Raw genomic sequence first — 15,201 nt, forward strand, 5'->3', positions numbered from 1 at the left:
AGTCTACGATTTTTCGACGAAAAATCGAAGCCCGTGTGACAGGTACGCCTCGGCAAGCTCCAGCGTGCCTTCGGTATAGGTCGGGCCGCCAAGCGCCTGCGCGGTGTCGCTGTCGGCGCGGGTGGAGAGCCAGGCTGTGAGAAGCACCCGGCGCAGGAAGATCAGCGAGGGGATCATCGCGCGGTCTTCTGGGCGCAGGGGGGCGATGCGGGTGTAGCCCTCGACCCAGGCGGCGATCAGGTCTGGCAGGCGCGGGTCGGTCTCGATGAAGCTCAGCGCCGAGGCGAGGTCGTAGGCCCACCAGCCAAAGCCGCAGTCGTCGAAGTCGATGGCGGTAAGGGTGTCGCCGTCAACCATCAGGTTCGCCAGCCGCAGGTCGGCGTGGATCAGGCCGAAGGTCTCCGGCCCGGTGCCGTAGGCGTGGAGTTTGGCCGCAAGGGCATCGGTGGCGCGGGCGAGGAGGGTCTCGCCTTGCGGTTCAAGGCCCTGCGCCTGCCGCCAGTGGCCCCAATGCGGCTGAGGGCCGAGGATCGTCTCGACGTCCCAGCGCTTGCGGGAGAAGTCTGTGGGCCTGGTCCATTCGCGGGACTGCAGGTGCAGGCGGGCGGTGATTTCTCCCAACGGGGCGAACCAGCGGGTGAGGTCGTCGCCGGGTTGGAGTTCTTGGCCCTCGATAGGCACGAAGGCGACGAGGAAGCGGCCGTCCAGTTCGGTGACGAGGCCCTGTGCGCCGGGGATGGGGCAGACGGCGTTCAGGCCGGGGAGGTCCTGTAGCGCGGTAAGCCAAGCGAGTTCCGAGGCGATCTCGGGTTTGGTGTGGTAACCCTGCCGGTGGAGGCGGAGGACCAGGTCGCCCGCCCGCCAGGTCTCGTTTTCCGAGCGGTTGAGGAGGGTGAGCGGGGTGTCCTCGGCCAGCCCGTAGACCGGGAGGGTGCGGCGCAGCAGGTCAGACATCGCCGCCCCGGCGGAGGAGGTAGATGTCCATGATCCAGCCGTGCTGAGCCCGGAGCTTCGCGCGGGTGGTGAGGATGTGGTCGGAGACGTCGGCGAGGGTGCCGTGGATCAGCGTCTCTTCGGGCATGCCCACATAGGCGCCCCACCAGATTTCCGTGTCGGGCGGCAGGATGGTGAACGCGCCGCCCTTGTCCAGCATGACCGCGAGGGTAACTGCGCCCTCGGGCCAGCCGTGGTCGCGCAGTTGGCGGCCGGTGGTGATGGTCACCGACGCGGCGAGGGTGTTCAGCGGGATGGCATGGGCGGCGGTCAGGGTCTGCAGGCTGGTGATTCCGGGGATGACCTTGACGGTCAGGCCGGGCAGGCGGGCGGCGATCCTCAGTGTGCTGTCGTAAAGCGACGGGTCGCCCCAGACCATCAGCGCGACATTCGCCGCGTCCGGGCGGTGGGCGGCGATGGTGTCGGCCCAGACCTTGGCGATGGCGTCGTGCCAGTCGTTCACCGCGCCAAGGTAGTCGTCCTGGTCGGCCCTTTGCGGCACGTCGTAGTTGGCGACGGGGACCGGGGCGGTCAGGACTTTCGACAGGATCGCTTCGCGGACTTCCGCGAGATCGGACTTCGCCGTGCCCTTACGGGGGATCAGGATCAGGTCGGCCGCGTTCAGGGCGCGGGTGGCCTGGCCGGTGACGTGGTCGGGGTTTCCCGTGCCGATGCCAATCAGCCAGAGAGTGGTCATTCGGTCCCCTCGGCCAAGGCTCCGACAAGGATCAGGCCGGGAAGGGCCGAGCGGTCCTCGGCAAGCCGGGCGGCAAGTTCGGCGACGGTGGAGCGGTGGAGAACCTGCTCGGGCGTCGAGACGGCTTCGGCCAGAAGCGCGGGGGTCGAAGGCGGCAGGCCGTGGGCGATCAGCGCCTGTGCCAGCGCGGGAAAGGTGCGCTTGCCCATGTAGATGACGGTGGTCGCCTGCGGGTCGGCGAGTGCGGGCAGGTTCAGGCCGGGGGGCAGGTTGCCAGTGACATCGGCGGCGGTGATGAACTGGACGCGCTGGGCGTGCTGGCGCCGGGTAAGTGGTATGCCCGCGGCAGCAGCGGCGGCTGATGCGGAAGTGACGCCCGGGATGATCTCGCAGCCGATGCCGGCGGCGCGGACGGCGGTCAGCTCCTCCTCCAGCCGGCCGAAGATGCCACTGTCGCCCGATTTCAGCCGCACGACATGGGCGCCGGTCCTGGCGTAGTCGACCAGAAGGCGGCTCACGTGATCCTGCTTGGGCGAGGCGCGCCCGGCCCGTTTGCCAACGCCCACCATGTCCGCCCCGGGCTTCGCCAGCGCCAGGATCGGACCTGAGGAGAGGTCGTCAAACAGCACGGCATCCGCACGTTGAAGGGCCTTCACCGCCTTGACGGTCAGAAGGTCCGGGTCGCCGGGACCTGCAGAAACAAAGGAGACAAAACCGGTCATGGAGCGGGCGCGATCAGGTGGAAGAAGGTGCCGGTCGATAGCCCGCCTCGACTCTGGAGTCGAGTGGAGCCGGTTTCCGCGACGGTTCCACCGGTGGCATCGGTGACTTGCGCCAAGGGCGCGTCGGGTTGGTCGAGGATTGTGGAGTAGTGGAACTCATGGCCACGAAGCCGGGCGCCCACCGCCTGGCCCGGGATCGGTTGCGCCAACTGCGCCAGCCGGTAGCCCAGGTGCATCTTCCGTTTCTCGAAACTGGTCACCAGCCCCAGCAGCCCCGCCATCCGGTGCCGCGTTCCGTCCTTGTCGATGATTGCCGCGCCCATCGCCATGTAGCCCCCGCACTCGCCATGCACGGGCTTCGTCGCGGCAAAGGCGCGGAGGCCGGTGCGGAAGCGGTCGGCATTGGCCAGGGTCGCGCCGTGCAGTTCCGGGTAGCCGCCGGGCAGCCAGCAGGTATCGGCGCTGGGGTCGGGGGCTTCGTTGGCGAGAGGCGAGAAGGGCAGGACCTCGGCCCCTGCCGCGCGCCAGCCGTGCAGGAGATGCGGGTAGACGAAGCTGAAGGCCGCGTCGCGGGCGAGGGCGATGCGCTGACCGGGTGGGGTGATCCTGGCCGGGGAGTGGGTCGAGGCGGTCGTTCGGGCGGCAGCTATCAGCGCGTCAAGGTCCACGCCCTCTCGCATCAGCTGCGCGGCTTCGGCAATCAGGGCTTGCAGGGCGGGCTGCTCCTCGGCCTGCACAAGGCCAAGGTGCCGCTCCGGCATGGCAATGGCCGCGCGTTTCGGCAGCACGCCCAGGACGGGCAGCCCCGCCTCCTCCATCCCGTTCCGGATCAGCGCCTCATGCCGGGGCGAGGCGACGCGGTTCAGGATCACCCCCGCCACCGTCACCCCAGGGCGGAACCGTGCCAGCCCCTGCGCCACCGCCGCCGCCGTCTGCGCCTGACCGCTCGCGTCGATCACCAGCACCACCGGCCAGCCCATCCGCGCGGCCAGGTCCGCCGAGGCTCCGTTCCCCGTGGCCCCTGACGCTGCAACTCCGTCGAACAGGCCCATCGAGCCTTCCGCCAGCACGAGATCCGCGCCCTCGGCCGCGACAAGCATCCCGTCCAGCATCGCCCCCGGCATCGCCCAGGTGTCGAGGTTGAAGGACTCCCGCCCCGAGGCCGCCCGGTGGAACGCCGGGTCGATATAGTCCGGACCGTTCTTGAACGGCTGGACCGTCAGCCCCCTCTCGCGCAACGCAGCCAGAAGGCCCAGCATGACCGTGGTCTTGCCGATACCACTGGCGGGTGCCGCGATGAGGAGGCCGGGGATCATCTGCCCGTCCCCGGGAAGCGCGGATGCGTGCCGACGGGGCGATAGCGGCGGTCGTAGTCGCCGGCGTAAAGACGGCTTTCCTCGAACCCCTCTTGCGCCAGGGCCGGACCCACCAGGATCAGCGCAGTCCGTTCAACTTCTTCGGGCACCGAGGCCTTCAGCGTCGCCAAAGTCGCCCGGATGATCCGCTGGTCGGGCCAGCTTGCCCGCCAGACCACGGCCACGGGGCAGTCGGCACCGTAGTGCGGGATCAGCTCCTCGGTCAGCTTGTCGATCAGGTGGATCGAAAGGTGTAAGGCCAGCGTCGCCCCAGTAGCCGCAAAGGCCGGAAGGTTTTCGCGCGACGGCATCTGCGTCGCCCGGCCCTCGGTCCGCGTCAGCACCACCGACTGCGCCTGGCCAGGCAGCGTCAGTTCCACCCCCAACGCCGCCGCGGCGGCGGCAAATGAAGGCACCCCCGGCGTCACGTCATAGGGGATGCCCAGCTCGCGCAGGCGCCGCAGCTGTTCGCCCATCGCCGACCAGACCGACAGGTCCCCGGAATGGAGGCGTGCGACGTCCTGCCCGGCCTCATGCGCTGCGACGATCTCCGCCATGATCTCGTCCAGCGACAGGGGCGCGGTGTTCACGCGCCGAGCACCGGGCGGGCAATGCGACAGGACGCCCTCTGGCACCAGGGAACCGGCGTAAAGGCAGACCGGAGAGGCAGCGATCAGGTCCCGCCCCCGCAAGGTCAGAAGGTCCGGCGCGCCCGGTCCGGCGCCGATGAAATGGACGGTCATGCCGAATGCCCCTTTGCCCTTGCCCTTGTCCAAAATACTCCCGCCGGAGGCATTTCCGAGCCGTTGCGCGCCCTTCGCGCGCACAAGGCGAGACAAAAGGCTTGCGGCGAATGCCGCTCGATTTGATCGTCGCCCCTCACCCTGCGCTCTCCGCAATGGCCGCCGTCGCGGACCCATCCGCTGAAACCGCGCGTGCGCCTCGCAACCGCGCCCCCGGACCGGCAGCCACCAGAGCGGTGGCCTCGGCGACCGAGCCGGTGCCGAACATCTGCTCCACCCGGTCGGATTGCGTCAGCGTCGGGATACCGCGCAGGCGCTCTGGCGGCAGCGCCACCAAGGGCAGGTCCAGTGCCGTGGCCAGCGGTTCCAGTCCCTCGACCTTGGCAGCCAGCGTTACCAGATGCGTCACCCCCTGCGGACCCCCGGCCCTTGCCAAAGCATCCTGCAGGGCCGAAAGCGTAGCGCCAGACCGAAAGCCGAAACCTGCGACGATCATCGGGTGACGCTCCATTGCAGGATCGGCAGGGCCGACTTCCAGCCGCGCTTGCGCCCGATGGGGGCGGTTTCCGATAGTTCGATCTTCAAAAGCGATCCACCATGACGCCTGGACCAGTCGAGGACCAGCGCCTCGGTCTCCAGCGTGACGGCGTTCATCACCAGACGCGTGCCGGAGGGGATCAGGTCCCACAGCGCGGTCAGAAGTTCCTGCGATGCACCGCCGCCGATGAAGACAGCATCGGGCTTCGGCAAATCCTTCAGCCCTTCGGGCGCGCGGGCCTCCGTCAGGCGGTGGCGATGCGACAGGCCGAACGCCTCGACATTCCCCCGGGCGCGGGCGGCGCGGGTGGGGTCGGCTTCCAGCGCTTCGACGCGGGCACCCCCGGCGAGAAGCCATTCGATGCCGATGGAGCCGGAGCCCGCGCCGATGTCCCACAGGGTCTCGCCGGCGCGGGGGGCTAGGGCGGAAAGGGTCAGCGCGCGGACGGGCCGCTTGGTGATCTGGCCGTCGTGCTGGTAAAGCTCGTCCGGCAGGCCTGAGGCGCGGGGGAGGCCGGGGTCGGTGGCCTCAATGGCTGCGGAGACCGGGGCGGCGATGGGGCCGGTGGGCAGGCCATGGCTGATGCGTTCGTATTGGCCGCCGAGGCGTTCGAGGGTGGTGATGCGGGCATTGGGGTGGCCGTTCCCTTGCAGCCAGGAGGCGAGGTCGGCGACGGCGGCTCCGTCGCGGAGGGTGCAGATCGCGTGGACCCCCTTGCCAAGCACCGGGCCCAGACGGGTGAACGGGGCGGCGTGGAGGCCGAGGCAGTGCACCTCCTCCAGCCGCCAGCCGAGGCGGTTCGCGGCAAGCTGGAAGGTCGAGGGCGCGGGATTTGACACCCATTCGCCGGGTTGCAGATGCGCCATCAGGCTGCCGCCCGCGCCGAACCAGAACGGGTCACCCGAGGCGAGGACGACGGTGGGTTGCCCGCGGTGTGCTAGAACGGGGGTGGCGTCGAAGGGGATGGGCCAGGGGTGGCCTTTGTCGCCGGCGTCCACCAGCAACAGATGGCGCGGGCCGCCGAAGATCGCGGTGGCGGAAGCCAGCGCTTCGCGGCTTGCGGGCGACAGGCCCTCCAGTCCATCTTCGCCCAGACCGATGATCGTGAGCCAGGGATCAGCCATGCCCCCCCTCCTTCCGCCCCGCGTCCTGCTTCTGGGCGGCACCACCGAGGCCGCCCGCATGGCCCGCGCCTTGGCGGAGGCCGGGGTGGACGCGGTGTATTCCTACGCCGGACGGACGGAAAGCCCGCTGGCGCAGCCCCTGCCCGTCCGCGTGGGCGGGTTCGGCGGGGTCGCTGGGTTTGCGGCCTATCTGAAAGCGGAGCGCGTCACTCACGTGATCGACGCGACCCACCCTTTCGCCGCGCAGATGAGCCGGAACGCGATAGACGCCGCTGCGGCCACGGGAATCCCGCTGATCGCCCTCGAACGTGAACCCTGGGCCGCAACTAAAGGCGACCGCTGGACTCATGTCCCTGATCTTGCAGGAGCCGTGGCGGCGCTGGGCGAGACCCCGCGCCGGGTCTTCCTTGCGATCGGGCGGCAGAACCTGGACGCCTTCGCCGGGGCGCCGCAGCACCATTACCTGCTCCGGCTGGTCGATCCCCCGACCGAACCGCTGCCCCTGCCCCGCGCCGAAGCGGTGATAGCGCGCGGACCCTTCACGGTGGAGGGCGACCGGGCCTTGCTGCAGGAGCACCGCATCGAGGTGATCGTCGCCAAGAATGCCGGCGGAGCGGGTGCCGAGGCCAAGCTGGTGGCGGCGCGGGAGCTGGGGCTGCCGGTGGTTCTGATCGACCGGCCCTGGGTGCCCGAGCGCCAGGTGGCGCGGACCGTGGCCGAAGTTATGGCGTGGCTCTAGGGGACGGCTCGTCGAGCCCTTCGGGCACTCCTCGCTGGGGTGCTCCGAGGAGGAAGCGAAGGGAACGACGAGGGTTTCGGCGGTCATTTCACGCTCCGGGGCGAGTAGACCCAGGGGCCGACGCGGCGGGTGGCGGAGTTGCCGACGATGACGACGGTGCGCATGTCGGCCATCTCGGGTGTCGCCTCGCCAAGGGTGACGGTCGTCAGGCGCTGCTCGGAGGTGGAGACGGCGCGGGCGAAGGTGATCAGGCGGTTAGGACCACACTCTTCGCGGAGGGTCGCCAGAGCCTTCACGAAGCCCTCGGGCCGCGAGGCGGAGCGGGGGTTGTAGAAGGCCATCGCGAAATCGGCGCGGGCGGCGTGGCGGAGGCGGGTGTCGATGACCTCCCAGGGTTTCAGGTTGTCGGAAAGGTTGATGCAGCAGAAATCGTGGCCCAGGGGGGCACCCGCAGCGGCGGCTGCGGCAAGCATTGCAGTGATGCCGGGCAGGATGCGGATGTCGAGCGCTTGCCAGTCCGGGCGGCCCTCCAGTGCCTCGAACACGGCGGAGGCCATGGCGAAGACTCCTGGGTCGCCCGAGGAGACGACGACGACCTTCCGGCCCGTGGCCGCCATCTCCAGCGCGGCGCGGGCGCGGTCTAGTTCGACGCGGTTGTCGGAGGGGTGGAGGGTCAAGCCCGGTCGCGGAGCGATGCGTGCGACGTACGGGATATAGCCGACGACGTCGGTGGCCTCTGCCAGGGCCGCCGTGACCTCGGGCGTGACCAGCTGGTCGTCGCCCGGCCCAAGGCCCGCTATGGCCAGCCAGCCGCTCATTCGGGCAACTCCGGGCGGCGACCGTGGCCGTGGACGAGGACGATGGCGAAGTAGGGGCAGTCGTTCGGGTCGACCTCGGCCAGCCGCGCGACGCGCTGGTTTGGCATCGTGCCGCGCTCGACAAGCCAGGCCTGGTCCAGCCGCCCCGTCCGCTCCAGCGCCCGGCGGACGCGGGGCAGGTTGCGGCCGGTCTTCATGATGACCAGTGCGTCGGCCTGGTCCATGTGGCGGACGAGGTCATCCTCGGGCAGCGTGGCCATGAGGACGGTCAGCACGTCATCGCCCCAGGTGATCGGCGTGTCGGTGGCGTTCCAGCAGCCGGTCATGCCGGTGATGCCGGGGATGACCTCCACCGGGACACGGCCCTGCAGGCGCGAGTGGAGGTGCATGAAGCTGCCGTAGAAGAACGGGTCGCCCTCGCAAAGGACCACCACGTCCTCGGTTGCGGCGAGGGTAGCGAGACGATTGGCCCAGTCGTCGTAGAAATGCGCCAAGGCGTCGATGTATCCCGGGCTGTCGAAGGGCAGTTCCGTGGTGACGGGGTATTCCATCGGGTATTCGATGGCGTCCAGGGGGAGCATGCCGTCGACGATCCGGCGCGCCTGACCGGCGCGGCCTTCCTTGCGGAAGTAGGCCACGTGTTTCGCAGCCCCGATGGTGCGGGCGGCCTTGAGGCTCATCAGCTCCGGGTCGCCGGGGCCGAGGCCCGCACAGATCACCTTTCCGGTCGGGGGGGCCATGGTCATTCCTTCCGGGAGGCGAGGGCGTTGACGGCGGCCACCGTGATCGCGCTGCCGCCGAGGCGGCCCTTGACGATGACGCTCGGGGCCGGAGGGACCTCCATCAGCGCGTCCTTGGATTCCGCGGCGCCAACGAAGCCCACCGGGCAGCCGATGATCGCGGCGGGGCGGGGGCAGGCGGGGTCTTCCAGCATGTTCAGGAGGTGGAAGAGTGCGGTGGGGGCGTTGCCTATGGCGACCACGGCCCCGGCAAGGTGCGGGCGCCAGAGTTCGAGGGCGGCAGCGGAGCGGGTGTTTGCCATCTCCCTTGCCAGTGCTGGGACCTTGGGGTCGTGCAGGGTGCAGATGACGTCGTTGTCCTTGGGCAGGCGGGCGCGGGTGATGCCTTCGCTGACCATGCGCGCGTCGCAGAGGATCGGGGCGCCGTCCTCCAGGGCTGCGCGGGCGGCGATGGCCATGCCGGGGGTGAAGTGTATATGGGGCGCAAGCTCCACCATCCCGGCGGCGTGGATCATGCGGACGGCGACGATCTCTTCCTCGGGCGTGAAGCGGGCGAGGTCGGCCTCGGCCCGGATCATGGCGAAGCTTTGCAGGTAGATCGCGGCGCCGTCGGTTTCATAGAGGTGGGGCATTCGGGGCCTTCAGGTGGTCGAGGATCGCCTGCGGGGAGAGATTGCGCAGGCTGGGCGTGTCATGGGCGGTGCCGTTCCGGATCAGGTCGTAGCCCTGGCCGGTGGCGGTGAGGGTGGTCTTCGCGGCGGTCGGGTGGGCGCAGCCCTTGGCGCAGCCGGAGATGTGGAGGGGTTCGCCGGGCGCGAGGTGCGGTGCGAGTTGGCGGGCCAGGTGTCGAGTGTCGCCAAGCGCCTGCGGGCAGGCGGGCGCGCCGGTGCAGGCGGTGATGCGGAGGATCGGGTCTTCCGGGTCGGTGATCAGGCCGGGGATCGCAGGGAGTTCGGTGGCTCCGACGATCAGGAGCATGCGCCAGGGCGTGGGGCGGATCTCGTGGCCCAAGGCGGCGAATTGGTGGAGCGTCTCGGCGCGCATCTGGCCGAAGGCGAGGGCGACGAGGGCTCCGTCTGGGTGGAGGCCGGGGGAGGGGGTCGGCAGCGGATCGGCGGGGGCGAGGGTGCAATTCGGCGGGCTGATGCCACGGGCGATCAGGGCGGCCATCCGGCCCCGACCGTTGGTGATGCCGCCGTTGGCGACGAACCAGTTGGCCATCGCGATGGCGTCGGCCGCGAGGTCGGTGACGTGTTGACCCAGCGGGTGGCCGTCGGGGCGGAGGATAAGGCGGCAATCTCTTGCACGTTCAATGCGGATGTCGGCGGAGGCCCCGGTCAGGATCGGGCGCGGGCCGGTATCGAGCGCGAAGCCGAACTTGCCGGAGAGGCTGGGCATATTGGCAAGAGCCGCGGTGAGACTTGCGGCGAGTCTGTTGGTCTCGGCGTCGCGGAAAGGTGTGACGATGAGGTTGCGGAGGCTTTCGGTCTCGATGTCGGGGTCGATTAGGCCTTGGGCGCGGAGGTCGTCGATGAGGCGGGGGTGGGAGGCATCGGTCACGCCGCGCAGTTGCAGGTTGGCGCGGGCGGAGAGGTCGATGATGCCGTTGCCGTGGGTCTCGGCGGCCTGCGCAATGGCCTGTGCCTGTGCCGGGGTCAGCCGGCCCAAGGGGGGGCGGATGCGCACGACAAGGCCGTCGCCGGACTGCATCGGGCGGAGCGCGCCGGGGCACCAGCCCTTGATTTCCCAGCCGGTCATGCGGTGCGCCCCTGGGTTGGGGCGGGTTTCAGATTGAGCGCTGACGCGCACGCCTTTTGTCTCGCCTCTGCGCGCGAAGGGCGCGCAAACGGCTCGGGCGAAGGGCCTCCGGCGGGGATATTTATGAACAGGTGAAAGGGCTTGGTCATGCCGCACCGTCCAGCCGGGCGGCTATGGAGTTGCGGCGGGTTTGCCAGAGGCCGGCGTCTCTCAGGCGGCGGAAGAGGTCTTCCATGGCGGCGAGAGCGGCGGGGTTCTCGCGGCTCAGGAAGTCGCGGACCTCATCGCGGCCGAGGGTGGCGTCGTGGTATAGGTCGAAGAGGTGCGGGGGGACGACCTGGGCCAGGTGGGCGAAGGCGGCCATGTGGTCGAGGGTGGCAGCGATCTCGGCGCCTCCGCGGAAGCCGTGGTGCATCATGCCTTCGGCCCAGGCTGGGTTGGCGGCGCGGGCGCGGACGACGCGGGCGATTTCCTCGGTCAGCGTCCGAGCGTGGGGGGTGTCGGGGCGGGTGGCGTCGAGGTGGTAGAGGGTGGGTTTGGCTCCACCCAGTTTGGCGACAGCGGCGGCGAAGCCAGCTTCGTGGGCGGCGTAGTCGGCGGCGATCAGGACGTCGGTTTCGGGGAGGTCCTGGGCGTGGACGAAACTGTCTGACGCTAGAACACGGGCTTCGAGGGCGGCGCGGGCCTCATGGGCCTGGCCGTCGGGGCCGATGGCCCAGCTTGAGGCCTTGAGCCAGGCTTCCCCTGCGGCGGCGCGGGCCTCGTCGGTGAAGGTGTCGGCGGCGGTGCCCATGCCGAGGCCGTAGAGGCCGGGCTTGGGGCCGAAGACGCGGGAGGCACGGGTCGTGTAGGGGTTGTCTTCGGGGGTTTCGTCTCGGCAGCTGAGCGCCTCGGCCCCGGCTTCGAAGAGTTGGGCGAGGGTCGGGAAGACATCGCGGAAGAGGCCGGAGACGCGGAGGGTGACGTCGATCCTGGGGCGGCCGAGGAGGGAGAGGGGGAGGATTTCGAATCCGGAGACCCTCGCGGAGCCGTCGTCCCATTTGGGGGCGAGGCCGGCGAGGTGGAGGGCCATGGCGAACTCTTCCCCCGCGGTGCGCATGGTGGCGCTGCCCCAGAGGTCGACGACGAGGCCGCGCGGGTAGTCGCCGTGGTCCTGCAGGTGGCGGCGGATCAGTTCCTCGGCCAGCTTGACGCCCTGGGCATGGGCGTTGCGGGAGGGGACGGCGCGGGGGTCGACGGAGAAGAGGTTGCGGCCGGTGGGAAGGACGTCGCTGCGGCCACGGTTCGGGGAGCCTGCGGGACCGGGGGCGACGCGGTGGCCGTTCAGGGCGGTGAGGAGGCCTTTGTTTTCTCCTTGCCCTTCGCCGAAGATGTGGAGGCCTTGGCCGAACTGGCTTTCCTTCAGGTCGCAGACGAAGCGGTCGATGCGGGTGATCGCCTCGGCGGGGGTGGCGTTCGGGGCGAGGCCGAGGTCCTGCGCCACGCCCGAGGCTGACGCCTCGTCGCGGATCGAGGCGATGAGGCGGGTGCGGCGAGCGGGGTCGAGACCGTCGGCGGTGGAGTATTCATCGAGCAGCCGTTCAAGGCGCTGGAGTTCGGGGGGGACTTGGGCGGCGGTCAGCGGGGGGGGCAGGTGGCCGAGGGTGACGGCGCCGATGCGGCGCTTGGCCTGGGCGGCCTCGCCGGGGTCGTTGACGATGAAGGGGTAGATGACTGGTGTGGGGCCGATCAGCGCCTCGGGCCAGCAGGTGTCGGACAGGGCGACGGACTTGCCGGGGAGCCATTCCAGCGTGCCGTGCGCGCCCATGTGGATCAGGGCGTGGGCTCCTTGCGCGCGGAGCCAGAGGTAGAAGGCGACGTAGGCGTGGCGCGGGGTGCGGGAGAGGTCGTGGTAGCTGTCGTCGCGTGTCTGGACCTCGCCGCGTTCGGGTTGCAGCGCGATGAGAGTGTGGCCGCGGCGGGTGGCGGGGAAGTGGAATTGGCCATCCTTGACCGAGGGGTCGCTGGTGGGGTCGCCCCAGGCCTCGGTCAGGTCCTGGCGGAGGGGTTCCGGGAGGGTTTGGAGTTCCGTCTCGTATGCGGTTAGGGGCCACGTGAGGGTTTCGGTCAGGGCCTCGGTCAGCGGTGCGCCTTTGGTGACCTGGTAACCCTCGGCGGCCAGGGTGGTGAGCAGGCGATCGGTCGAGGCCAGGGCGTCGAGGCCGACGGCGTGGGCCATCTGGTGCGCGCGGCCGGGGTAGGTGGAGAGGATGATCGCCAGGTGCTGGTCAGCGGCGGGGGTGGTGGCGAGGCGGTGCCAGTGGGTGACGCGGTCGACCACGGCCTGGATGCGGGCGGCATCTGCGCGGTGGGCGAAGCGGGAGAATTGGAGCTCGGGGTGCTTTTTGCCGGGGGACTTGTGGCTGACGATGCCGGCAAAGAGGCGGCCGTCGACCTCGGGCAGGACGACGTGCATGGCGAGGTCGGCGGGCGACAGGCCCCGGTCGGAGGTGGCCCAGTCGCGACGGCGGGCCGTGGAGAGGGCGACCTGGAAGACGGGGCAAGTGGCCGCGTCAAAGGGCGTCGCGCCGGCGTCGGACTTGGCGGAGAAGGCGGTGGCGTTGAGGATCGCGATGGGCGGGTTTGCGGTCAGGTGGGCGGAGAGCCAGTCGGCCACGCCGGGGGCCTTCAGGCTCGGGGCGAAGGCGCCGTAGGTCTGGAAACCTGCGGCGCGGAGGGCGTGGATCAGGGCGTCCACGGGCGCAGTGTCGCCGGAGGTCAGGTAGCTGCGGTAGAATGTGACGAGGATGGAGCCTTTAGCGGGCGTCGTTCCCACCCCCTGAATCGGGAGGGCCTGCGGCGCGGGGATGACCCCCCGGTCGGGATCGTAGAACCCCATCTGCGGCACAGTCTTTTCACCCAACACCGGGGCGGCGTAGATGCCTGCGGCTAGGGCCAGTTGCGCAAGCGCGGCATGGGCGGCGACGGCCCCGCCTTCGTCGCAGAGGGACTGCAACCGGCGGAGGGTTGAGACGGGGAGGGTGGACAGCTCGTCGAGGCGCGGGTCGGGGCGGCCGTCGGCGGGGAGGACCGCCAAGGCGATTCCGTTGCGGCGGGCGAGGTCCTGCAGCGTGGCGAGGCCATAGGGCCAGTAGGCCTCGCCGCCGATCAGACGGACGAGGATGGCCTTTGCGCCGGACAGGGTCCGCTCGGCGTAGGTATCGACGGAAATCGGGTGCTTCAGCGCCACGATGTTGGCGAGACGCACGGTAGGGTGGGCATCTTTGCCCACCTTACTCATGCGCTCATAGCCTGCCGTGAAGGCGCCGAGGTCGCTGTCGGAGAAGCTGAGGACGATGAGGTCAGCGGGGTCCTGGCCGAGGTCGAAGGGGGTCTCGGTTTCCTCCAGCCCGTGGCTTTCGCGGAAGACGACGTGCATCAGGTCCTCCCGAGAGAGGTGCCCCCCCACCCCGGCCCTCCCCCACGCTGGGGGGAGGGAGGCGCTTTGGGCCTGCGGGATGGGAAGGGGTGGTTCACGTCAGTCAGGCCCCCAGGACCCTGCGGATGGCGGCCTCATTGATGTCGTCGTGTTCGGCGATCACGACCAGCTGCGACTTGCGCGGGGCGGTGCCCCAAGGGCGGTCGAACTGCATGCGGACCCGGGCGCCGACGGCCTGGACCAGAAGGCGCAGGGGTTTGCCGGCGACGGCGACGTGGCCCTTGACGCGGAGGATGTTCAGCTCTTCGGCCAGTCGGACGATGGCGGTGGTCAGGGCCTCCGGGTCGGTGACTTCGGGCAGGTCGATGACGACGGAATCGAAGTCGTCATGCTCGTGGTCGTCCTCGCCGTCGTGGTGCGAGGGGCGGGCTGCGAGGTCGTCCTCGGCGGCGGCATTGAGGCCGAGGATCACGCGGGGGTCGATCACGCCGTCAGTCATGGGGAGCATGGGGACCGGGCGGTTCATCTCGGCAGCGATCACGTCCTTCGCCGCCGCAAGGCCCGCTTCCCCAGCGAGGTCGGCCTTGGACAGGAGGATCAGGTCGGCACAGAGGATCTGGTCTTCGAAGACTTCGGAGAGCGGGGTTTCGTGGTCGAGCGAGTCATCGGCGGCGCGTTGGGCTTCTACGGCGTCCACGTCGGGGGCGAAGCGGCCCGCCGCGACGGCCTCGGCATCGGCGAGCGCAATGACGCCGTCGACCGTGATCTTCGAACGGATCGCGGGCCAGTCGAAGGCCTTGAGCAGCGGCTTCGGCAGGGCGAGGCCCGAGGTCTCGATCAGGATGTGATCGGGGCGCTGGGGCATGGCCATCAGCTGCTCGATCGTCGGGATGAAGTCGTCGGCGACGGTGCAGCAGATGCAGCCATTGGCGAGTTCGACAATGTTCTCGACGGGGCAATTCTCATCGGCGCAGGATTTCAGGATGTCGCCGTCGACGCCCACGGTGCCGAACTCATTGACGAGGATCGCCAGGCGCTTGCCCTGCGGGTTCTGCATCAGGTGGCGGATCAGCGTGGTCTTGCCCGCGCCAAGGAAGCCGGTGATCACGGTCACGGGGATTTTCGTCAGATCGGTCATTCGGCGGCCTCTTCGTGCGGCGGGAGGGGAGGGATGCGGGCGATGGATTGCTTGCGGAAGACGGTGGGGCGGTCGCGCCAGGGGACGATGCCGTCCGTGGTTGCAGCGTATTTCCCGGCGCCCTCCAGGATCGCGGGGACGTCGTCAAGGGTAAGGCGGCCGTAGACGTAGGACCAGGCGCCGGGTTTGGTCAGCGAGACGGCGCAGCCGGTGTTGCAGGCCGAGAGGCACTCCACCCCGACGATGCGGACGCCTTCGGGCGTGGGCTCGGCGGTAAGGGCGGCATGCAGCTGGGCACCGGGGGGCGTTGCGCCCTCGGGGGCCGGTTCCCCGGCCTTGCAGGTGGTGCAGACGAAAAGGGTCGTGCCCATCGGTGCCTTGCCTTTAAGGCGAAAAGGGTGGGCCAGCGAGGGGCGTT

Annotated in this window: 15 protein-coding genes; 1 reads left to right on the forward strand and 14 read right to left on the reverse strand. The window is 69.8% G+C overall.

The window, feature by feature from the left end; all coding sequences use genetic code 11:
- Positions 1-3 precede the first annotated feature (3 nt).
- The 7 genes from AC2EAL_RS04825 to cbiT form a co-directional block, all read right to left on the reverse strand.
- Positions 4-954: a phosphotransferase enzyme family protein gene (locus AC2EAL_RS04825; RefSeq protein ID WP_484723029.1), complete on the reverse strand. Its 951-nt coding sequence runs from the start codon at positions 952-954 to the stop codon at positions 4-6.
- Positions 947-1,690, reverse strand: coding sequence for a precorrin-6A synthase (deacetylating) (gene cobF / locus AC2EAL_RS04830; RefSeq protein ID WP_484723030.1), 744 nt, complete (start codon positions 1,688-1,690; stop codon positions 947-949). Before cobF ends, AC2EAL_RS04825 begins: the two co-directional genes overlap by 8 nt.
- On the reverse strand, positions 1,687-2,412 hold the full coding sequence (gene cobA / locus AC2EAL_RS04835; RefSeq protein ID WP_484723031.1) for a uroporphyrinogen-III C-methyltransferase: 726 nt from the start codon (positions 2,410-2,412) through the stop codon (positions 1,687-1,689). The genes cobF and cobA overlap by 4 nt, the downstream gene beginning before the upstream one ends.
- A complete protein-coding gene (locus AC2EAL_RS04840; RefSeq protein WP_484723032.1) occupies positions 2,409-3,728 on the reverse strand; it encodes a cobyrinic acid a,c-diamide synthase CobB in 1,320 nt (439 codons plus the stop codon). The genes cobA and AC2EAL_RS04840 overlap by 4 nt, the downstream gene beginning before the upstream one ends.
- On the reverse strand, positions 3,725-4,510 hold the full coding sequence (gene cobM, locus AC2EAL_RS04845; RefSeq protein WP_484723033.1) for a precorrin-4 C(11)-methyltransferase: 786 nt from the start codon (positions 4,508-4,510) through the stop codon (positions 3,725-3,727). The genes AC2EAL_RS04840 and cobM overlap by 4 nt, the downstream gene beginning before the upstream one ends.
- A gap of 136 nt (positions 4,511-4,646) precedes the next feature.
- Positions 4,647-5,006: a cobalamin biosynthesis protein gene (locus AC2EAL_RS04850; RefSeq protein WP_484723034.1), complete on the reverse strand. Its 360-nt coding sequence runs from the start codon at positions 5,004-5,006 to the stop codon at positions 4,647-4,649.
- The gene (gene cbiT, locus AC2EAL_RS04855) at positions 5,003-6,172 is read right to left on the reverse strand and encodes a precorrin-6Y C5,15-methyltransferase (decarboxylating) subunit CbiT (RefSeq protein WP_484723035.1); all 1,170 of its coding nucleotides are present in this window, start codon (positions 6,170-6,172) and stop codon (positions 5,003-5,005) included. The genes AC2EAL_RS04850 and cbiT overlap by 4 nt, the downstream gene beginning before the upstream one ends.
- Between cbiT and AC2EAL_RS04860 the strand changes: the two genes are divergently transcribed.
- Entirely contained in the window at positions 6,171-6,911 is a 741-nt protein-coding gene (locus AC2EAL_RS04860; RefSeq protein ID WP_484723036.1) for a cobalt-precorrin-6A reductase, read from the forward strand. The two genes, cbiT and AC2EAL_RS04860, sit on opposite strands and share 2 nt — an antisense overlap.
- An 83-nt stretch (positions 6,912-6,994) precedes the next feature.
- On the opposite strand, the gene cobJ is transcribed toward AC2EAL_RS04860, so the two are convergent.
- The 7 genes from cobJ to AC2EAL_RS04895 form a co-directional block, all read right to left on the reverse strand.
- Complete coding sequence (gene cobJ, locus AC2EAL_RS04865; RefSeq protein ID WP_484723037.1) at positions 6,995-7,729, reverse strand: precorrin-3B C(17)-methyltransferase; 735 nt, start codon at positions 7,727-7,729, stop codon at positions 6,995-6,997.
- Positions 7,726-8,475 carry a precorrin-2 C(20)-methyltransferase gene (locus AC2EAL_RS04870; RefSeq protein ID WP_484723038.1) on the reverse strand — a complete coding sequence of 250 codons (750 nt, stop codon included), beginning with the start codon at positions 8,473-8,475 and terminating at the stop codon, positions 7,726-7,728. The genes cobJ and AC2EAL_RS04870 overlap by 4 nt, the downstream gene beginning before the upstream one ends.
- Complete coding sequence (locus AC2EAL_RS04875; protein ID WP_484723039.1) at positions 8,472-9,101, reverse strand: precorrin-8X methylmutase; 630 nt, start codon at positions 9,099-9,101, stop codon at positions 8,472-8,474. The genes AC2EAL_RS04870 and AC2EAL_RS04875 overlap by 4 nt, the downstream gene beginning before the upstream one ends.
- Entirely contained in the window at positions 9,085-10,227 is a 1,143-nt protein-coding gene (gene cobG / locus AC2EAL_RS04880) for a precorrin-3B synthase (RefSeq protein ID WP_484723040.1), read from the reverse strand. Before cobG ends, AC2EAL_RS04875 begins: the two co-directional genes overlap by 17 nt.
- 145 nt (positions 10,228-10,372) lie before the next feature.
- The gene (gene cobN / locus AC2EAL_RS04885; protein ID WP_484723041.1) at positions 10,373-13,645 is read right to left on the reverse strand and encodes a cobaltochelatase subunit CobN; all 3,273 of its coding nucleotides are present in this window, start codon (positions 13,643-13,645) and stop codon (positions 10,373-10,375) included.
- Between the two features lie 103 nt (positions 13,646-13,748).
- Positions 13,749-14,783, reverse strand: coding sequence for a cobalamin biosynthesis protein CobW (gene cobW / locus AC2EAL_RS04890; RefSeq protein ID WP_484723042.1), 1,035 nt, complete (start codon positions 14,781-14,783; stop codon positions 13,749-13,751).
- A complete protein-coding gene (locus AC2EAL_RS04895; RefSeq protein WP_484723043.1) occupies positions 14,780-15,154 on the reverse strand; it encodes a DUF1636 family protein in 375 nt (124 codons plus the stop codon). The genes cobW and AC2EAL_RS04895 overlap by 4 nt, the downstream gene beginning before the upstream one ends.
- Positions 15,155-15,201: the final 47 nt, after the last annotated feature.

The organism is Tabrizicola sp. T74, assembly GCF_057219935.1.